This window comes from Rossellomorea aquimaris, assembly GCF_003315075.1.
GTDB lineage: Bacteria > Bacillota > Bacilli > Bacillales > Bacillaceae_B > Rossellomorea > Rossellomorea aquimaris_C.
In genome coordinates this window covers 215,889-235,432 of the sequence record NZ_QNRJ01000001.1, presented here as the reverse complement: position 1 = coordinate 235,432, position 19,544 = coordinate 215,889, and the positions used below count along the sequence as shown (strand labels likewise).

The window sequence follows — 19,544 nt, the reverse complement described above, 5'->3', positions numbered from 1 at the left end:
ATAGCGAATGGATTTTAACTATTTAGAAAATTTAAGATAAATAAAAAAGCGCTTTCCTTATATCAAAATTATACCTTTGCTAGAAATGATTACAAGGTTTAATATTTGGAAAATAGGATTTGTGAGATTGGGACTATGAATGGAACGAGTGAATTGGTTATTCATTTAACCTTCCTATCGTTTCTTCCACTTCAGATACGATGGATATAAGGAGGTCTTTGGTAGATATATTCCTGCTGAGTCTCGGGCTTTGTCCAGACCACAAGGACATGAATTCTGGAATTCCTTGTTTCCCCGCTTCTTTTCTCAGCCTTTTCGTTAACGCATGTTGTATGGGATACGGAGGTAATTGGCTCTCGAATTCCTGCATTTCCCTGGTAAATCTGTTTACAATTCCTCGGGCAGGTTTCCCGCTAAAGGCAGCTGTGATGACCGTATGAATTTCTGATGATTCTAAGACAGCCCTTTTATGAGAAGCCCCAGCCCCACTCTCTATACATGTAAGAAAAGCAGTTCCCATTTGGGCTCCTTTTGCCCCTAAAGCAAGTGCTGCACTAACGCCTCTTCCATCCATAATCCCTCCTGCAGCAATCACAGGTATGCTCACCGCATCCACCACTTGTGGAACGAGAGCAAAGGTTCCGATCATTGAGTGTTGAAATGAGTCTAGAAACGTGCCTCTATGCCCACCAGCTTCACTTCCTTGGGCGACAACGATGTCTACTCCGTTCTCTTCATTGATAACTGCCTCTTCAACGGTCGTCGCGGTACCGATCACGATGGTTCCTTCCTTTTTTAACTCTTTCACAAGCTCTTTAGATGGGGCGCCGAACGTAAAGCTGCAGACGGGTACCTTTTCATTGAAGATGACTTCTACCTGCTTTTCAAATTCGGTTTGAAGCTCTGAAAACGAGCTGTTGTCCGTTAGGTTTAATTCTTTTTTAAAAGGCTCCAACAATCTTTTGGCGTTGGTTATTTGTTCTTCATTTACTATTGGAGTTTCAGGTATGAAGAGGTTCACCCCAAAAGGCTGATTCGTTTGATTTTTTATTTCTTTGATTGCTAGTTTCATATTATCAACTGACATATATCCTGCTCCCAAGGTTCCCAAACCTCCAGAATTTGAGACCTCTGATACCAGATTTGCAGTAGTGACTCCACCAGCCATTCCTGCTTGGATGATGGGATAATGTGTGCCCAGTATTTTGGAAACGCTATTTTGATTCCACATGATTTTCTCTCCTTTTTCTTGGGAAGTACTTTAAATTGAAGTATAAATAAATTATGACAAATTTATCCTTCATGTACAATTGATTTCTCTCTTTCTTCTATAGAAAGAGGCGGCAAAGATTGCCGCCCCTACAAGAAATAATGGTATTAAGCAGATTTACGCTCTACCCCACGCAACCAAGCAGTTAGCAGAACGGCTCCTAAAACCATGATGCTTCCGATCCACGGAGTGTGGATAAGTCCGATACTGTCGACAATAAGTCCTCCCACGAATGAACCGATGGCAATGCCGACATTGAAGGCGGCAATATTTAAAGCAGATGCTACGTTTACGGCAGTGGGTACATATTTTTCAGCTAAGTTTACAACTAAAATTTGCAAACCCGGCACGTTCATGAATGCGAATAGTCCCATTAGGAATATAGCAATTAAGCCGGCCACTTTGAATGGAGCTGCGAATGTAAGGAAGAATAAGACAATGGCTTGAGCTATAAACATCCAGAATAATGCTTTTAGAGGGCTTTTATCGGAAGCTTTACCTCCGAAGACATTTCCGATTGCAACGGCAATTCCATAAGCAAGCAGGATCATACTTACCCACTTGGAACTAAACCCAGTAACATTCTCTAATAGTGGCGTTAAATACGTGAATGCTACAAAGGTTCCGCCATACCCCAAAGCGGTGATGGCAAAGGCTAATAATAATTTTCCGTTGCTTAAGATTTTCAATTGTTCACTAAACTTTGCAGGTGGAGCTTCTTTTAAATTTTTCGGTACAAGAATGGCACTTGCGATAATCCCTACGATTCCAAGTAATGCTACTCCCCAGAAGGTTGCCCTCCATCCGAATGCTTGACCAATAAACGTCCCCAGAGGTACTCCAGTGACGGTTGCAACAGTCAATCCTGTAAACATAAAAGCGATAGCACTTGCACGTTTATGTGCGGGCACCAAATCCGCCGCGATCGTAGAACCGATTGAAAAGAAAATACCGTGTGAAAAAGCTGTGATAAAACGGGCTACCAGTAATATTCCAAAACTTGTAGACATGGCAGCGATAGAATTACCAATGATAAAGATTACCATTAAGGACATTAGTAGCGATTTACGGCTCATTTTACTTGTCAAAGCCGTAAGGACCGGTGCACCAATGGCAACCCCGATGGCATATCCGGAAATTAATAAACCGGCAAGCGTAATAGAGATGGATAAATCATCAGCAATCGATGATAGTAATCCGACTGGAACAAATTCAGTCGTTCCGATTCCAAATGCAGAAATAGCAAGTGCCAGTAAGGCAAGGGTACCTCCTTTGGCTTTTGATTGAGATTGATTGATTGTATTAGCATGAGAACTCATATAAGAATTCCTCCTTAACTGAATAGTAATGAAATATGAAATTTTATAGAGAAAACACGAAGGCGCCTTTCTTATTTTCTCTATAACCATCATTATGGTAGGTATTAAATATAAACGGAAGTACGCACTTTAAAGTTCTAAAGGTACTAAATAGTAGTATAGGAACCTAAAAGTACCCTAGTTGATGTTTCGGATGATAGAACGAGTTCACATCGCACCTCCAAAAAGTTCAATGTTGATTATGAACCTTTCAACACACGTTGAGAAGTACGCACTTATAAGTGGTATAGGCACCTTGAAGTACCTTCATAAAGAAAAAGCGCTCAGAGCTTTTAGCTCAGAGCGCTTTTTCAGTCTTTTTTAAATGAAGTAAACTTCAATACAATTTTCATGAATTCCTCATAAGAAGTGAAATGCTTATTCCATGAGTTATACCATTTTCGAATTGTTTCAAGTAACCAAAACGGAATGGCTCTTCCATCAATGAGGTGGTAATGTTCTTCGTATGCTTTCTTTAAATGCTCCCATCTGAAATCATTTCCAGGAAGCACATATTCTGACACATCTATAATTTTCGCTCTTCCGTTTTGAAGTAAAATATTCTTTAAATGAATATCACGGGGATTCATTCCCTGATCACGAACATATTGTCTGGCATCCTCCACATCTTGAACTACTTGTTCTGGAATATGAATTCCCTGGAGCAGACAATCGAATAGTGTTGGTCCCTCTTCGTAACTTAAAACGAGAAATTTATCGTAAGCTGCATAGCAGGTTGAGAAAAAAGGTGATTTCCCAATGGCATTGTACACTTTTTCTTCTATAGTAATTTTCGACCCCTTATCCTCCGCGTACAATTTGAACGCAAACTCTGGAGCATAAATGGATTGAAAGACCGCTGCATCCGTCCCGACACCGATGCATCTTAGACTATCATCCCCACCATGTATCCTGACAGGTTCGTTATTGGGATTGGAAGACACGGTGACTTGGGATAGTGATGGTAGTGCTGTTTCCCATTTATTAGCCATATATTCTCCCCTCGTTGGAATTGAACTCTATTAAAGGTATGATTGGAAATCATACCTTATTCAGAATAATATAGCACCTACCAAACCCTGATATCAATTTTGCACCTTTGTAATTTGCTAGAAATTTTAGACAGCTGTATGTAATTATATAAATTCGAACTGATAACGTCTTTTTCACCTTCCATTGCTATTAAGATGATCAATATATATCGGCAATTCCATCAAATCATCAATCACCCCATCTGCTTGTTCCGCATGACTCAAGTGAGGATCTTTCTTCCAAATACCTTTCATCCCGACTTTCTGAGCACCATACACATCATACTCAGGGTGATCCCCGATAAAGATGCATTCATGAGGTTCTAAATTCAACCTTACTAATGCTCTCTTGAAGATTTCAGGGTCTGGCTTTTTCAAGCCTTCCCATTCCGAAACTAGTATTTCATCAAAGTATGCTTCTATTTCAAGAGCCAGGATGTTGTCCATTTGAAACTGGCCAAAGCCATTTGTGATCATTCCCAGTTTGATATTTTTCTCTCTTAATTCCTCCAACATTTTATGTAAATGTGGAAAAGGTACACAGTTGTGCTTGAATTCACTGATGTAATCTTCCAGCAGTTCTTCCCAGGTTATTTCAGGAATAGTGAATTCCTCGATAAGCTGCTTGTACACTTCATCTTTCCAGACGTAGCCGCGCTGGTCTAATTCAATGAATCTGGTTATGTACGATTCTTTTGGTATATGTCTTAGCCATTTATCCAATCTTTCATATTGGCTAGTGATGAATTCATTTACAGAGGCGTCTCTGTTCAACAGAGTTCCGTCCAGATCAAATATGGCCGCTTGAATCATGATGTGGTGTCCTCCATTCCTCAGTTTTGGTGTCCCCTATGTTTCGTATATAGAATCCATTAAATCCGTCCCGATTCAAAAAAACTTTCCATATATTCACTATCTTAACGCATTTTAGAATATACTGGAAGGAGATTAATAGAAAGGGAGATACATATGGGATTAGAAATGAAGACGGATTGTCAGGCATGCCGGAGGACTTTGACGGATGACGCGTACATCTGTGTCCATGAATGTACCTTTTGTGAGGACTGTACAGCTAAAAATGACTCTATCTGCCCGAACTGTAGTGGAGAGTTAGTCAGAAGACCGAAACCACCTACGGGAATTGAGCATTAAGGAGGGAATCGCTTCAAGAAAGCAAAGCACTGCTGATCATTGATGTGCAGAATGGAATATTCTCAATGAAACCACCGATTCATCGAGGATACACTCTTTTCCCCTAGATAGAAACAAGCTCAGAGTTTGAACCCTGAGCTTGTTTCATTAGTTGATGTCTCCAAGATATACTACCTGAGCTAGTTCTTTATTTAGATAAGGAATGATTTTCTTAGGATATAACCTACACTTCGTTAACTCAGTCAAATCCATCCATTCGACCCCTACCTGATGACTATCCGGAATTTCGGATGGCCATGGATAATCTCTCCTTCTAATTACTCTCATTTCTCATATGTATAAAATATCGCTACCTAACAATCATTTGGAGGGACGGGAGACTATAAAAGAGTCTCCCAACTTTTAAGTGCTGATTATAGGCAAACCATCAATACATTCCCATCGGGATCTTTAAAAACAAAGTATTGATCATTTTGAACATCAGTTACCAATTCGACACCATTGTCTTTCATAAATTGATAGGAATCATGGATATCATCAGTGGCAAATTGAATGGCCGGGAAATTCAACCTTGGCAGTTTTCCATTTTCGTCTTTCCACATGGGCATAGTGTCAAGGATCATACCGGCTCCGTCCATGTCGGCAACGAATAGATGATCAAAATGTTCTTCTCCTTTTTGGATCCCGAGGATTTTTGAGTACCATTCTTTAGACTTTTCAATGTCACTTACAGGAATAAAAACCAGGTTCACTTTGTTCTTGATCGGACTCTTCATCATAGAGCTCCCTCCAATTCTTTTAGAGTACTAGAATAAGTTTCCATAAAAGGCTTCGCATATCCTGCCTGACTCTTCCATTTCTTCTTTGGGAGTATGAGATCTCGGTTTCCGGACTGAGTATTTTAGGATAAACCATTGATACACTGAGCTTAACTACAACTCGAAAGGATGATTTTTTTGATAGATCGCATATTGGTTGAGGATACCGTACGTTCATTGCGCGAGAGATATCAGCTTCCAGGCATCTCAGTGTGCCTGACAGATTCTACTGGAGAGGACTTTCCCGTGGCAGCCGGGGTTCGTCACATTGCATCAGATACAAAGTTAGAACCAGATGATCATCTACGGATCGGGAGCATTACGAAGATTTTCATCAGCACACTTTTTTTAAAACTAAAGGATGCAGGTATTGTGTCGTTTGAACAGACCGTAGATTCCCTTTTACCCGGTATCTTGAAAGATGGCATCCATATAACCATCCGTCAATTGCTGCAACACAGAAGTGGCTTGAAGGACTACATATGGATGGATGTTGCAGGAACAAAATGTATCCAGCACGCTGTAAACAGCCTTCAAGATGTATTCCCGCCACAAAGCCTCATCAGACTTGTTGCCAACCATGACCTTGAATTTGAACCGGGTACTGAATTTAACTACTCGAATACAGGTTATATCCTGCTTGGTATGATAGCGGAAAAACTCTCCGGAAAATCGATCGAATACCTATTGAATCAATGGATCTTTCAACCGCTTCATTTGGAAAGGACATACTTTCCTATTACGAATGATCTAAGAAAACCTTATGCGACGGGATGTTCCAGAGCGACTGCTGACCTGACAGACTTTTCAGATGAAATATCAGAAATTATGAATCTCAACATATCGATTATCTGGACTGCAGGGGCTCTTATTTCCAATCCCATTGAAATTCAAACGTTTATGAAGGCCCTTTTTAAAGGTCAATTATTAACCGAGGAATCTTTGACTGACATGATGTGTTTCCTCGAAGCTGATGATCCGAAGCATTCCTATGGCTTAGGAATCCAACAATATACCTTTGAAGATGGAAGACAGGCCATTGGTCATCAGGGAGGCATACATGGCTACGAATCAGTGACACTTTATTATCCTGACTGCGAAATGTCATTGACCGTTATCGTAAATCAAATGCCAATCGGGGTTGTGGCGATTGCAGATCAGTTGTTTCGAGAAATCACTAAGAGAATTTGAATTCGAGTTGCCTATTATGAAGAAAAAACGCTCAGACTGAGCGTTTTTTCATACTTGAATCAAAAGACTAACTAGTGTTATCGTCTTTTCACGGCTTTCTTCCCCATAAAATATGAGCTACTTCCCATTATCAAGCCACCTGTGACACTAAAGAAGGTTCCAACAACAATCCACTGAATGGATAAGAAAACACCCAGCATAAAAATAAATAATCCGCCTATTAAAAGAACGTATGCTTTTGTCATAAATTCTCCTCTGCTATATTGAAAGCTGCTCAAGAATCGCCATGAAGATTAACATGGTGATCGCAGATGCAATAGTTGAAATCGTTAATACATATTCTTTTGTTTTCCGGTAAAACAACCATTCCATGAAAGCTTTGAAAACGTGATGAACAATAAAGAAAAACAGAAAATACAATTCGGGGCTAATGATAGTTTCATATTTGAAAAGAATTATGATAACTCCGGAGACCATGAGCACTAATAGTATTCTCTCGCCATATTTATGTACCGGGTGCCTTAATTCATTCATTCCCTCTTTGGTAATATGAAATGATTTTCTTAATTTTTTTTCAATCATAAAGTTAAAGGCTGTTAAGATTAATGCAAATGTTGAGGTAAGATACCAATGCAGAATGATTATTCCCCCTTATAAATCTCTTTCTATTTTAACATAAATTACCTAATAAGCTAGTTAAGCCTATGCTTGTGTCCCTTTAAATAATCAATTCCTGTTTATTACAAATATCATAGTAGTATACATAATAATATTATGGATAATTTAAAATATGAATCGCTAACTAGCTCTGTGATGGTGCATTCAATAAAATTCTATATAAATTGGCTAAGTCATTCATGACTTAGCCATTCTTTTCCTTTATTTGTTCCCTAATGCTTTCTAGTTCTTCAAGAGTCAACTTGCTCAAAGACTTTTTGATTTCATCCTCAATTTGCTTTTTGTTTTTCTCCCGGTATTGATCCCACCATTGCCTAAGATCTTCAGTATTTGTCAGGAGATATTCAAGGTCAATCTCTTCTATTTCATCATCGGATAGATAGTTAAGAACAGCCGCTAACATTCGTTCGAGCATCTCGGTTTTTTCTTTTTCCTGTACCGGTTCATCATTTTGTTCAGATAAGGATTCATCTTTCCTTGGCATGTGAGTCCCTCCTTAGCATTACTTGGTACATGTAGTATTGCCTATTGATGTGATTTGGTAAACGAATCTACCTTAATATGTCCTTAAAGTAATTTATCTTGAATAATAGAGGCCATGTTAATTCGTATTTCTGTATTTATTTTATAAAGGTGATAATTCAGGTAAACAATGCGTTTTTAATGAGAAAAAGGGGTATACCGCGTCATTAAGTTACTCTGTGTTTACTTCAGGCCTACGGACAATTACTTCTTTTGTCCCTCTCCCTTTTTCTTTGTATGGTTAAGCTACCTAGGAATACAAAGAGAGGCGCGCCAATCAGAAGGAATCTGCGTTGGAGAAATTTGAAGAGCTTCATAAGCAATATGATTTAATGATTCATAAAGTGATTCATTCTTTGCACATATACAAAAATAAGCATGAATATTATCAGACAGGTCTCATTGCACTCTGGGAGGCATATGAAAATTTCGATTCAGAAAAAGGGGCTTTCCCTGCTTATGCTTATTCATTTGTACGTGGCAGAATATTATCTCAATTAACAAGTGAAAACCGTAATGAAGAAAAAAGCATTTTCAAAGAAGCGGACTTTTTTGAAATCATCGAGGATGAAAAAGGGAATGATGGGTTGGCACAAGAGTTACTGTACAGTTACTGTGAGGATTTAACTGAAAATCAGAGGAAATGGGTGCTTTATACATGCATGCACATGCTGACGGTGAGTGAGATTGCAGAGGTAGAGAATGTTTCAATTTCCGCAGTGAAGAAGTGGCGTAAGGGAGCAAAGGAGAGATTAAAGGGATTGTTGGATGTAAAATGATCGTTAGAGATTATAGGTGTGATTGGCTTTCAAGCTGAGTATAATCAGATAGATCCAAGCAGAATAGTCTTAATGAAGGCCAAGTATCTTAACTTGGCCTTTCCTACTACAAATTTTTCACAACAGCCATTTCCCTGCCAAATCTATCTCCCTGGTCAACAAATCCCAGACTGGTATATAAATGGTGTGCCCCTTTATTTTCAGGATGATAACCCACTACAATCTTATCGACAGCAAGGGTTTCAACCATACCTTCTATCATCAAGGCAGTTGCTGCTTTTCCAATGCCCTTACCCTGATAGCTTTTATCCACCATGATTCGGTATACCCAGTAAGCATCGAGTTCTTCTGGCAAAGTGTTATACATTAAAAAGCCGACCACTTTGTCCTCATAATAGATGGCAAAGGGCCTTAGTGAAGGTTCAAATTTTGATTGGGCTATCGATATCGCATTTGTTTCGATGAAAGTCTTTTGATCTTCGGAAATTTCCAGCTGACAGCAATCGTACCAATTATCTTTATTTACTTCTACTATTTTCACACTGTTTGAATTCATTCATTTTCCCCTCTCGAAAGTAAGGAGGCGGCTTGTTAATCGTCCGCATCTTCTTATAGTTTCTTGAAATCGTTCATTCTAAATTAACCCTATTAAACGCTGCCTCAAATCCAGATAAATATAGAATATAATTTTCAGACTATTGAATTATACCACTATTTTAATGGAGAACCTCATAATAACTATTCATAAAAAGCGTGTAGAGTTAACAACCTCTACACCTCTTTGATTTTACTCCTTCACTTTCAATCCCAATAAGCTTGCAAACCCGATCGCTTGCTCCTGTGAAACCTCACATCCATATAGGTTTTCTATGGCTACATTTATACGTGTAAATGTACATGAACTAATATCGATTCCTTTAAGATTAGTCTGGGTGAATTCAACCTCATTAAGATCGCACTGATCAAAGTTTACCTTCACGAGCCTGCAGTCTGAGTAGTTGGCATTTTGTAAGGAGGTTTGGTTGAATTTCACCTGCTTTAATCGTGCTTCAACAAAGTCACTCATATTTGCCAAGGACTCTATGAAACTGACATTGCCTAAATTCGCCTCGGAAAAATTCACCCCCATTAATTTGCATTCCTTAAACGTTACCCGGTGAATGATGCCTTCGGTGAAGTTCGCATTCGAAAGGTCACAGTTTTCAAATACCACATCGGTCATATCGATTCGAGGAAACGATGAACCTATAAAGGAAACATTTTTAAAAACAATTTTTGATAAAACGAGCTGATCGATTTCTTCGTGATCCAGCCTTGCATTTTCTATCGTACAATTCGATAGGAATGGATCTTCTTCATAATAAACATCATGAAAATTGGCTGACTCTAATCGAGTTGGGATTTTGGGAACTTCTATTTTGAATTTCACCGTCATGACTGCACCTCTACTATGTTCTTTTTGTATAATGAAACTATAGCATGTAGAAACTTGAATAGTAGTCTTGGATTTTTTTCGGCTGTGTGTCTCGCAATGATTTTAGTGGTTAATTATATGGCTGGTGTTCCTAATTCATTTTTCGAGGTAAAATAAGATGTAATGATAATAAGTGAGGTGTCCCACTTGAAAGTACTAGAAACGGATCGACTCACCCTGAGGTGGATCGAGGCTGCAGACGCAGAATTCATTATGAGATTATTAAATGAACCTGGATGGCTGCAATACATAGGTGACAAAGGAATTCGAACAATCGAGGATGCAAATGGTTATATCCTGAAAGGTCCCAGGGCAATGTATGAACGGGAAGGATTTGGTTTGTTCTTAACAGAACGTAAGGAGGATCATACTCCGATTGGATTGTGTGGATTGATTAAGCGCGACGGACTTGAAGATGTAGATATTGGCTTTGCTTTTCTCTCTTCCTATCAATCTCAAGGATATGCATTTGAAGCAGCACGAGCTACGGTGGAACTTGCAAAGGACATAGGAATAAAACGTATTATAGCGATTACGACAAAGGACAATGAATCCTCATCTAAACTGCTGGAAAAACTTGATATGCAATTAGAAGGCTACGTGACATTGCCCAATGATACAGAAGAATTGAAAAAGTACGGGCTGAACTTCTAGGTATAGAACTATATTCATATTGAAAAGAGCTGAGATCTGGAATTCGCAGCTCTTTTTTCTAGCGTGTTCCTGTCATTATTTATATAACTTCTTCAACTCTCCCAATACATAGTTCTCCCGTTTAATCCAGCGGTTGTTATCAAACTGGTCCATCAACTTTTCATTGCCCTCAATCGCTTCATCCAAAGTAACCCATTTTGGTATCATATTCAGTTCCGATTCATACCCTTCCAATTGTTGTGGTATTCTTTCTCTGTCTGTTAATTCACATTGGAAATAGTGGGAAGTCATTTCAAATAAGACATCATCTTCAAACACATCCAAATGCCTTTGAATCACAATTCCAAGGAGCTCATTAACAACACAATGTATAAAGCCTGTTTCTTCAGCGACCTCCCTTATGAGGGCATCAGGCAAGGTTTCACCTTCTTCAACTCCGCCTCCAGGGAATTTATAATCTCCTCTGTTTGAGTGCATAAGGAGAATCTTATTATTTTGAATGATGACTGCTTTCACGGCGGTTCTATATTTCATTTTGTATTCAGTTATGTCGCTTTTGGGTTTTCCTAAAACAGTTTCAAACAAAGTTGACGCTCCTCTTCCTATAAGTAGTTTCATTATCCTTGCCATACTAAAATTTTATTCCCCTATTTCTTTTCAATCAACCCAATTCCCACCCCGGTAGGATCCACTAAATACGCAAGGAAAAAATCATCGAATTCCATCTTATCCCTGACCACCATCGCCCCATTTTCTTTAGCAGATGAAATGGTTTTTTCGATGGAGTCTACTTCAATCTGAATACGAGTACCGTGTGGATGATCATGAGGTCCTTTGCCAATCCCCCCACTCATCCCATCACCTTGCCCCGTTGAAACTGCCCAGTAGTCCCATTGGGGTTCGGACACTTCCCATCCGAATACGCTTGAGTAAAATGCTGCTGCTTTTTCTGGATCCTGACTACTTAATTCAAAGCCAACTACTTTCCCATTTTGATTTTTCATGTTCGTTCCCTCCATATTCCTTCATTCATGAAAAATTGAGCACTAATATATTTGCCCTTATACAAATACGTATTATTTCAATTCGACAAAATTCCTCAATACCCTCCATGAAAATGAACATTCCCAAATGTAAGGTCAATTGTCGCGTGACCGGCGATCATTAAAATAAAAACCTGCGTTGTGTAGATAACGGGTTTACTTCAGAGGTGCAAACAATTAAATATCAAAGTAAAACGCACGGTATTTCACATACGAAATCACCGTGCGTTTTTTATTATTAAATCAAGGTTTATAGCACTTTATTTGATTTTCCACATATAAAAAAGCATAATAAATCACATATATGGAAATAATTATTGTAAGGTATGTGAATTTGAATGTGATTTATACTGTGAAATATATGGAGGAAAAAGCAAATGAAGTTTTTAAAGCCCAAAAATAAGAACAGCGAGTCCGTCGATTGGAAGATTTCAGAACAAACCCGCTATATTGTGAAATATTATGCGGAATACTTGGAGTTTACGGAAGATGAAGTGGTTGATGAATTCCTTAAAAACATCATTGACGATAAGGATTTCATTGAATGGGTTAAGTCCAAACGTTTTAACAAACGTATTCTCAGTCAAATTCGAAATGTAAAGGAAGAAAACGTTGGCTAAATTAAAACGATTAGCTCAACCAACTGATGATATTGTTGTTGTAAAGGACCCTCTATCTTCTCAAGAATTATTGGACCGACAGTTGGATTACCCCCTTCTTAATCCCAGACGCTTTGCGAGAAGATATAACAAGCTGTTTGACCCGATTGAATTCACTTATAAAGGTGAAAATCATATTTTACAGTTTAATTATTGCACAAATCCTTATTGTTCTTGGTTCGGCTTGCCACAAAAGAAGTTTGATGAGATTAAGAATAAGCCAAGTCGCTATAAGTTAAGTAGTCGTGGGAAAGACAAAGACGATGCAATTGTATGTAATCCAGATCCTACCGAACTAACGAGATCTCACAAATGTACTGTTACGCCTATATCTAATTGGTCTGTTGCCGAAGAGATTAAACGCCTAGCAACATTAGATAAGGTCAAAGATATTGAGCCTGAATATATCTTTCATAAAGACGATTGTTCCAACGGTGAAGCAAATCCTTTTGATAATCCAAAAGAATTCTATCAACGAGGGAAAAGTAGCGGTGGCTCTAAAAAATGGCAATGCAAATCCTGTAAAAAGATGACTAACGTATTGCCCGCTCGAAGGGAATCATTTAGTTTCAACCAAAAGAGAAACGAAATAATGCCCCGATTCGCCAAAATGCTTATCAATCGCACGCCTGTTACTCGTACTTGCGAAGCTCTTAATATTTCTCCTTTAACTTATTACCGCAAGTTAGAATGGCTCTATCGAAGGTGTCTTGAATTTCTTGAACGTCACGAACAAAAGCCACTAAAGTCTATGCAATTTGACTCGCTTTGGCTTAACACAGATAAGCTCTTATATTATTTGAACAATGTAAGGCAAAAAGGACACGGAGGATTTCGATACGATAACCTTGAAGACAAGCAGCTTCAAACGCATATCATCGTAACAGGAGATATTGATACGGGTTATATTTTTCGTTCTGATATTGCTTATGATTGGGATGTCAGCCTAAAGGGTGTGGATGATGATACAAGGTACTACCGAGAAGACCATCTACACGAATTCTCAAAGAAGAATGCTCGTTTAAGGTTTTCGCATTCGCCGCAGCCTCCAACAGAAAACGATACTCAAACAATGGCTGAATATCACGCATATCGTGATGAATTTATGCGAAGAAAGAACTATATTAATGGACTTCACGTTAAATCAGGTTACACAGTGACTGCCCACCTTTGGTTGCTCAAACAAATGTTACAAAGTCAAAAGTGGCGTTTCGTTTCAGATGAGGACGAAACAATTATGAACGCCTTTTATCGGGTATTTAATGATGAATTCATCTCATCTAAAGCCCACCACTTCCTTGCCAAAATTGACCGTAATAAAAACCTTCCAGATGCTTATCAAGAGCATATTCAAGCAATAAAGCACCTTAAAGATTGGGCGGAAATGAATGGGGTCAACGAGGGGTCGGTAAGGAAAATCGCATCTATCAAATTAGCTATGGACTTGAAAAAACATTCTTTTCATAAGGTAATGTCCGACGGTTCCTTAAATTTCAAAGTGTGGGCAAAAAATCCGATTGAACATCCACTACCTCCAACTGACAAAGGATACTTCTCCGTTGATTGCACAACGGATTTAAGTGACTTTGACACCGAACACATTGCAAATATGCTTTTAAAAATCAGTGATCGTCCAACAAACAACTTTATGCAACAAATCAGAAGGCGGCTATCCATTCTTGAAAGACCCCTAGTGACGGCGAGAGGAAAGGGAAAAAGTTATATCTATGCAAATTTCAATCCTAAATATGCTCAAATGGCGTTGACCATTCTTAGAACGTACTACAACTTTTGTTTAGCAAATAAAGTGTCTAAGAAGAAAAGGCTAACACCAGCACAAAAATTAGGATTAACGGATAAGCAATTTACTTTAAACGATATCCTATACTTTAAATAAGCTAATGGAGGTCATCCTTTTGAAATAGGATGATTTTTTTGAAGGTTATTTGGGATTTTATGTTAAACTAAATATAAGATTAAGAAAAATCAGTTCTTCAACTAACGAAGCAGGATAGTTGAAGAAGGAATTTTAATGTTATGGTCGAATAAGTTATTATTATAACCAATATAAGTCTTGGGGTGATTTTATTGGGTTGGGAAACAGCACAAATCGTCCAAGTGGTCGGTGGTATATTAGGAGCTATTTCTTTGTTCGCTTTCTTTGCTTTTTGGGGCAAATATGAAAAAAAGAGCAAAGGAAAGAATCAAAAATCGAAATAAAAGCTGTCGCTTAGACAGCTTTTTCTATTGAGCTAACGGGCAGGTTAGTTCAAATTCTGTTTTATTTAAATAAAAGACGGTGAAAAAAGCACCGTCTATAATTAGCTATTTATTTTGTGTTAATTCTTTGTAATAAAGGTAATCGACTTTATGCTTGGTAGCCATTAACTGCGAAGCCAAAACCGCCGTATAAACAGTGGTTAGTACAATTGCTCCAACACCTAGACCTGAAAGGTTTATCTTATTAGATGTACTCATTTCATTATTACTTGTGCTCATTCCATTATTACTTGTGGGTGCTTCTTCCATTTTATTAACCCCCTTATTATTATAGGGGTATTATTTGTAAAGGCATTTAAACTTATACTCCAAAAAATAACTGAGAGAAAGAAAACAGGCAGGTCTTAAAAACTTAATTTTGTGAACAAATGTACTTAAACAATCGGGTGCTTTAGTTAAATAAGAAAATAATTGGTGGTAAAAAGGACCGACTTATCAAAAGTTGGTCCTTTTTTGTGTGATTTACCTTGTGTATTACCAAGTGTTTTGTCAGTGATTAGCTATGAGATTTTATATGATATTTGTCTGTTTGCACCTCACAAGTAAACCCGTTATTGTGTAGACTAATGGGTTTTCTTGTGAGGTGCAAACAACCAAATCACAGGGCAAATCACAATGAAAATCACGACATTTCCCACACCAAAAAAGGCTTAGGAGAGAAAAACTCTCTAAGCCTTTTTACTTTGTATTCTTCAACAATCGCTCCATTTTGTTGAATAAGTTCTCCATCTGAAACTGCATGAACCACTGTCCTTACTTCATCGATATTTTCAACCAATTAAACCCCTTATATAATCTTTTTGGTCTTGAATAAAATTACCTATATTCTTATGGATTTTTCTATACCAAGCACGAAAGAATTACCTTCATTTTAATATCATTAGTCAATTTCTCTCATTACTTTTTCTTTTTTCTTTTACCTATGATTACTACAGTTATTAACACAATCATTAGTAAAAACATACCTTCAGCCATAAAATTCGCCTCCTAGAATTTAATATATTTCAACAGAGCGACTCAAGTGGCCGGTCTCCACTTTAAGATTGCCTTCTCTAAATACATACGAATAGAAGTACGATTAGTTCCAAAATTCAGATAACCATTTTGTTAAGGTGATTTAATCACTTCAATTACCAAATATCTATGGGTATATTTTATTGACTGTTGAGTTAAAAAATAAAAATCACAAACTAAATAATCTTTACAATAAGTTCCAACATCAATTTCGTAAAAAAATATCATCTCCTTTATCTCAAGAAAGCGCCTATTCTCATAAAGAGGAATTCCCACCCTTATTTTGGCAGTTTGATATATGGGGATTATTGTATATTAAAAAATCACTAACCAGTGCTTATCTTGGGATGAAAAATGCTTGGAGCATATCTCTCCAAGCATTTTTCTTTTCTGATTTTCTTGCCAAATTGCTTTTTAATTTTGGTGCGAATTACTATACGAACAGCAATGTTCATTCATATTTTGCATTTCAAAACGGAACCCCTTATGTGTAGACAAGCAGGTTTTTTCTCACTAACAGTTTCGTTTTCCTATATATTCGGATTGAGGTCTGTATATGGTATTGTTTTCAGCCTGCTCCATCACATGTGCTGTCCACCCAACGATTCGACTGGCAGTAAATGTCGGTGTGAAGAGATCTGATGGGAGATGGATCGATTTCATGATGGCAGCAGCATAAAACTCCACATTTGTGTATAGGGATCTACCCGGCTTAATTTCAGCTAAAAGTTCAATCGCCTTCTCCTCCACATAGAGTGCTAGATCAAGAGAGTGATCATCCCCCATATTTTCTATCAGCTTGCTTCTTAAAGCGATGGCTCTTGGATCATGAGTCTTATAGACACGATGCCCAAATCCCATCAGCTTCTCACCTTTCAGCAATTTTCTTCTGATGACACTTTCGGCTTTTTCAGCCGTGCCTATTTCGTTCAGTAAATCAATGACCCCGGATGGTGCTCCTCCGTGAAGTGGCCCTTTCATTGTTCCGATGGCTGAAGTGATGGCGGAAACCAGATCGGATTCCGTTGAGGCTGTGACTCTTGCCGAGAAAGCAGAAGCATTCATTCCATGCTCAAGGGTCAGGACCATATACGTTTCCAACGCATCAGCAACTGCCTTTGACGGATTGTTTCCGGTTAACATATAGAGATAATTCTCCACATGGTTCAGCTTGGTATCCGGATCGATTAAAGGTTTATCCATCATCATATTGAATCGGTAGGCAATGATGGTAGGAATGACGGCCGTCAATCGCATTGACTGCTCAATAGTTGGCTTCCATTTGTATTCTGATCCTCCTATAGAGGAGATGACGGTCCTTAATACACTCATCATGTCCATTCCTTGTGGTAGAGAATGAAGGATGTCCCTCATTACAGGTGTCAGGAATCGATAGGTGCCCAGTTTCTTTTTGATCTCCACTGCATCCTCCACCTTGGGAAGATGCCCATACCATAATAAGAAAGCAGCTTCTTCAAATGACAAATCCTTGAGTTCTCCGATTTCATATCCCCTATAGATGAGGACACCCTCCTTACCATCGATATGACTGATCGTTGTTTGTGCTGCGATAATTCCTTTTAGTCCTTCACTAAACATTCGTATCATCCCCTTTTTCTTCGTTACAATTATTGTATAATGGATTTATAATTAAGAAAATTAAATTTATTTAATTCAATTGATTACATTTATTAATAAGGATAGGGTGGAAATAGTGGATCTGAATGTGGTGAAAACGTTTATAACAGCAGCTGAATTCAATCATTTCAGGAAAGCGGCGGAGCGATTATTTATATCACAACCGACCGTTACGGTACACATTAAACAACTTGAAAAAGAGTTGGGAGTTATCCTATTTGAAAGAGATGGGAAGAAAATCAAACTGACAGAAGCGGGAATATCCTATTTACAGCATGCTAAAAGATTGATCGAGATCTATGAGGAAGGAATCTCTGATCTTCAATCCTTTAGTCAGGGATACACGACAACCCTTAAAATGGCTATATCCCCCTTGATTGCTGATAATGTGTTACCTTTTGTTTTAAAACAATATTTAGAAACTCACCCCCAGGTTGAGATTTCGGTTGAAATTATTGAATCTGCCGAAATCGAGAAGGCTGTTCTAGAGGAAAGAGTCGATATTGGACTTTCCTGCCTTCCTTGCTTTAGTCCTGAACTTGAACATACTCTATTATTTTCAGATAAAGTCATTATGGTGGCTCCTCATGATGGACGGGATTTCGAATCAGCCCCACCTTTGGAAGAAGAGGACTTACTGGCATCGAATTACTTATTGACCCACAATCACCCTGCTTATTGGGATGAGCTCTGTTATACCATAAAGCAATTTTATCCAAAAACCAGGATGATGAGGGTTTCACAAACACATATTACGAAACGCTTCATCGCAGAAGGTCTTGGGGTTTCCTATCTTCCCTCCTCTTCAGTCAGGAGAGAGCTGCTGGAAGGAAGGCTCTTGGAGGTTGAAACAAATGCTTTTCCTATGCCGGAAGCTAAAACCTTCGCCATTACAAAATATCAACATAAAACACAAAAGGAGTTTTTGCGTTTCCTGTCTCGATTCAGAGTGTGAAAAAAAGGGATGACATGATCACTATCTGCTGATCATGTCGTCCCTTTTTTTGATTACTATTTTTGAAAAAATCCAGTCAATAAGTCAGAGGCACCAAATAGGTTTTCTGAATGTGTTTTATCAATCATTCTCCTGATTTCAATAGGCTTTAATGAATGAAAAATCTTCCTTAACCGTTCCTCTGTATAACCTAATCCACCCATAAGTGAGCCTTTTCGATATACTTCCCAATCGGAAATATCAGAGCCTCCTAGACTTCCACCTTGTAGAAAACAAGTAATACCGAAATATCCCTCTTCCTTTAATGATTTGTCAATAATATCTATGTAACTCATTCTTCTATGAGGTGCTATATGATGAAAACAACCTGAATCGAAAATGAAATCATATTTCCCCTGTTCACTATTGAAGTCGAAAATATTTTGGTGTAAAAAGTTGATGGTGAGATTCCTTTCATCTGCGCGTTCCTTTGCCCAATCGAGGGACGTTTTCGATAAATCAACTGCATCTACCTCAAAACCCTGTTCCGCTAAATAAATTGAATTTCTGCCTGGTCCACACCCGAGTTCCAGTACTTTTCCAGGTGTAATCCTTCCCATTTCCACGTATGATACTAAATTCTCGTCAGGTGCATTCACAAATATGGGTACTGATCTGTCACGATCAGAAAAAAACTCATCCCAAAATGGAGCAGGTTCCCTTAGAAATGAATCCAGCATTTTCAGTAAATCATCATAATTATGAATGTTTTCTTGCATGTGGTTCCCCCCTTTTGAAGCTAATATCATTTTACTTGATTACAAAGAAAGAAAGGTTACCACGATTTTACAATTCTGTGTTTTCGAATGGTGCCGGTAGGTTAAAGCGATGATTATTATGCACCGAGAAGCGACAAGGTTGGTTCAGGATATACTTAAACCCGCTTTTAATAGGGAGTTACACAAAAGCATTTTGAGCTAATTTGACTTATTTTAAATGCGTTAGTGAGGGTAGTACGAGTAAATGAGAATGACAAAACATTACATATA

General features: G+C 38.2%; 25 protein-coding genes. 9 read left to right on the top strand and 16 right to left on the bottom strand.

Annotated elements, in window-relative coordinates:
* Positions 1-157: 157 nt before the first annotated feature.
* From DET59_RS01150 to DET59_RS01135, 4 genes are all read right to left on the bottom strand, one after another.
* Positions 158-1,231 (bottom strand): NAD(P)H-dependent flavin oxidoreductase, encoded by a 1,074-nt coding sequence (locus tag DET59_RS01150; RefSeq protein ID WP_113967765.1) that lies wholly within the window; start codon positions 1,229-1,231, stop codon positions 158-160.
* A 146-nt stretch (positions 1,232-1,377) separates the two neighbouring features.
* Positions 1,378-2,589, bottom strand: a complete 1,212-nt coding sequence (locus DET59_RS01145; protein ID WP_113967764.1) for an MFS transporter — start codon at positions 2,587-2,589, stop codon at positions 1,378-1,380.
* Positions 2,590-2,939: 350 nt separating this feature from the next.
* Positions 2,940-3,620 carry a serine/threonine protein kinase gene (locus DET59_RS01140; protein ID WP_113967763.1) on the bottom strand — a complete coding sequence of 227 codons (681 nt, stop codon included), beginning with the start codon at positions 3,618-3,620 and terminating at the stop codon, positions 2,940-2,942.
* 174 nt (positions 3,621-3,794) lie between these two features.
* Positions 3,795-4,472: an HAD family hydrolase gene (locus DET59_RS01135; protein ID WP_113967762.1), complete on the bottom strand. Its 678-nt coding sequence runs from the start codon at positions 4,470-4,472 to the stop codon at positions 3,795-3,797.
* A 156-nt stretch (positions 4,473-4,628) separates the two neighbouring features.
* Here DET59_RS01135 and DET59_RS01130 point away from each other — a divergent pair, with 156 nt between their 5' ends.
* Complete coding sequence (locus tag DET59_RS01130) at positions 4,629-4,811, top strand: DUF1272 domain-containing protein (protein WP_113967761.1); 183 nt, start codon at positions 4,629-4,631, stop codon at positions 4,809-4,811.
* 413 nt (positions 4,812-5,224) lie between these two features.
* Here the strand turns inward: DET59_RS01130 and DET59_RS01125 are convergent, their stop codons facing one another.
* Positions 5,225-5,587, bottom strand: coding sequence for a VOC family protein (locus DET59_RS01125; protein WP_113968022.1), 363 nt, complete (start codon positions 5,585-5,587; stop codon positions 5,225-5,227).
* Positions 5,588-5,767: 180 nt separating this feature from the next.
* On the opposite strand from DET59_RS01125, the gene DET59_RS01120 reads away from it, so the two are divergent.
* Complete coding sequence (locus DET59_RS01120; RefSeq protein WP_181778017.1) at positions 5,768-6,820, top strand: serine hydrolase domain-containing protein; 1,053 nt, start codon at positions 5,768-5,770, stop codon at positions 6,818-6,820.
* Positions 6,821-6,897: 77 nt separating this feature from the next.
* Here the strand turns inward: DET59_RS01120 and DET59_RS21470 are convergent, their stop codons facing one another.
* From DET59_RS21470 to DET59_RS01110, 3 genes are all read right to left on the bottom strand, one after another.
* On the bottom strand, positions 6,898-7,065 hold the full coding sequence (locus DET59_RS21470; RefSeq protein WP_181778016.1) for a hypothetical protein: 168 nt from the start codon (positions 7,063-7,065) through the stop codon (positions 6,898-6,900).
* Positions 7,066-7,078: 13 nt separating this feature from the next.
* The gene (locus DET59_RS22280; RefSeq protein WP_113967759.1) at positions 7,079-7,402 is read right to left on the bottom strand and encodes a DUF4181 domain-containing protein; all 324 of its coding nucleotides are present in this window, start codon (positions 7,400-7,402) and stop codon (positions 7,079-7,081) included.
* A gap of 280 nt (positions 7,403-7,682) precedes the next feature.
* On the bottom strand, positions 7,683-7,982 hold the full coding sequence (locus tag DET59_RS01110; protein WP_113967758.1) for a hypothetical protein: 300 nt from the start codon (positions 7,980-7,982) through the stop codon (positions 7,683-7,685).
* 331 nt (positions 7,983-8,313) lie between these two features.
* On the opposite strand from DET59_RS01110, the gene DET59_RS01105 reads away from it, so the two are divergent.
* Positions 8,314-8,799 (top strand): sigma-70 family RNA polymerase sigma factor, encoded by a 486-nt coding sequence (locus DET59_RS01105; RefSeq protein ID WP_113967757.1) that lies wholly within the window; start codon positions 8,314-8,316, stop codon positions 8,797-8,799.
* A gap of 106 nt (positions 8,800-8,905) precedes the next feature.
* On the opposite strand, the gene DET59_RS01100 is transcribed toward DET59_RS01105, so the two are convergent.
* Positions 8,906-9,355, bottom strand: coding sequence for a GNAT family N-acetyltransferase (locus tag DET59_RS01100; RefSeq protein WP_113967756.1), 450 nt, complete (start codon positions 9,353-9,355; stop codon positions 8,906-8,908).
* 231 nt (positions 9,356-9,586) lie between these two features.
* Positions 9,587-10,234, bottom strand: a complete 648-nt coding sequence (locus DET59_RS01095; RefSeq protein WP_113967755.1) for a pentapeptide repeat-containing protein — start codon at positions 10,232-10,234, stop codon at positions 9,587-9,589.
* A gap of 186 nt (positions 10,235-10,420) precedes the next feature.
* Here DET59_RS01095 and DET59_RS01090 point away from each other — a divergent pair, with 186 nt between their 5' ends.
* Positions 10,421-10,927 (top strand): GNAT family N-acetyltransferase, encoded by a 507-nt coding sequence (locus DET59_RS01090; protein ID WP_113967754.1) that lies wholly within the window; start codon positions 10,421-10,423, stop codon positions 10,925-10,927.
* Between the two features lie 75 nt (positions 10,928-11,002).
* On the opposite strand, the gene DET59_RS01085 is transcribed toward DET59_RS01090, so the two are convergent.
* On the bottom strand, positions 11,003-11,512 hold the full coding sequence (locus DET59_RS01085; protein ID WP_258549528.1) for an NUDIX hydrolase: 510 nt from the start codon (positions 11,510-11,512) through the stop codon (positions 11,003-11,005).
* Positions 11,513-11,574: 62 nt separating this feature from the next.
* A complete protein-coding gene (locus DET59_RS01080; RefSeq protein ID WP_113967753.1) occupies positions 11,575-11,931 on the bottom strand; it encodes a VOC family protein in 357 nt (118 codons plus the stop codon).
* 416 nt (positions 11,932-12,347) lie between these two features.
* Here DET59_RS01080 and DET59_RS01075 point away from each other — a divergent pair, with 416 nt between their 5' ends.
* The 3 genes from DET59_RS01075 (at position 12,348) to DET59_RS21910 (ending at position 14,849) form a co-directional block, all read left to right on the top strand.
* Positions 12,348-12,590, top strand: coding sequence for a hypothetical protein (locus DET59_RS01075; RefSeq protein WP_113967752.1), 243 nt, complete (start codon positions 12,348-12,350; stop codon positions 12,588-12,590).
* Positions 12,583-14,526, top strand: a complete 1,944-nt coding sequence (locus tag DET59_RS01070; protein WP_113967751.1) for an insertion element protein — start codon at positions 12,583-12,585, stop codon at positions 14,524-14,526. The genes DET59_RS01075 and DET59_RS01070 overlap by 8 nt, the downstream gene beginning before the upstream one ends.
* A 191-nt stretch (positions 14,527-14,717) precedes the next feature.
* Entirely contained in the window at positions 14,718-14,849 is a 132-nt protein-coding gene (locus DET59_RS21910; protein WP_258549527.1) for a hypothetical protein, read from the top strand.
* 105 nt (positions 14,850-14,954) lie between these two features.
* Here the strand turns inward: DET59_RS21910 and DET59_RS01065 are convergent, their stop codons facing one another.
* Positions 14,955-15,158 carry a hypothetical protein gene (locus DET59_RS01065; RefSeq protein WP_113967750.1) on the bottom strand — a complete coding sequence of 68 codons (204 nt, stop codon included), beginning with the start codon at positions 15,156-15,158 and terminating at the stop codon, positions 14,955-14,957.
* A gap of 373 nt (positions 15,159-15,531) precedes the next feature.
* Positions 15,532-15,687: a hypothetical protein gene (locus tag DET59_RS21465; RefSeq protein ID WP_181778015.1), complete on the bottom strand. Its 156-nt coding sequence runs from the start codon at positions 15,685-15,687 to the stop codon at positions 15,532-15,534.
* Between the two features lie 379 nt (positions 15,688-16,066).
* Here DET59_RS21465 and DET59_RS01060 point away from each other — a divergent pair, with 379 nt between their 5' ends.
* On the top strand, positions 16,067-16,417 hold the full coding sequence (locus DET59_RS01060) for a hypothetical protein (protein ID WP_113967749.1): 351 nt from the start codon (positions 16,067-16,069) through the stop codon (positions 16,415-16,417).
* A gap of 19 nt (positions 16,418-16,436) precedes the next feature.
* Here the strand turns inward: DET59_RS01060 and DET59_RS01055 are convergent, their stop codons facing one another.
* Positions 16,437-17,522 (bottom strand): citrate synthase/methylcitrate synthase, encoded by a 1,086-nt coding sequence (locus tag DET59_RS01055; protein WP_113967748.1) that lies wholly within the window; start codon positions 17,520-17,522, stop codon positions 16,437-16,439.
* Between the two features lie 115 nt (positions 17,523-17,637).
* On the opposite strand from DET59_RS01055, the gene DET59_RS01050 reads away from it, so the two are divergent.
* Positions 17,638-18,516, top strand: a complete 879-nt coding sequence (locus DET59_RS01050) for a LysR family transcriptional regulator (RefSeq protein ID WP_113967747.1) — start codon at positions 17,638-17,640, stop codon at positions 18,514-18,516.
* Positions 18,517-18,572: 56 nt separating this feature from the next.
* Here DET59_RS01050 and DET59_RS01045 read toward each other — a convergent pair whose 3' ends face one another.
* Positions 18,573-19,274, bottom strand: coding sequence for a class I SAM-dependent methyltransferase (locus DET59_RS01045; protein WP_113967746.1), 702 nt, complete (start codon positions 19,272-19,274; stop codon positions 18,573-18,575).
* Positions 19,275-19,544 lie beyond the last annotated feature (270 nt).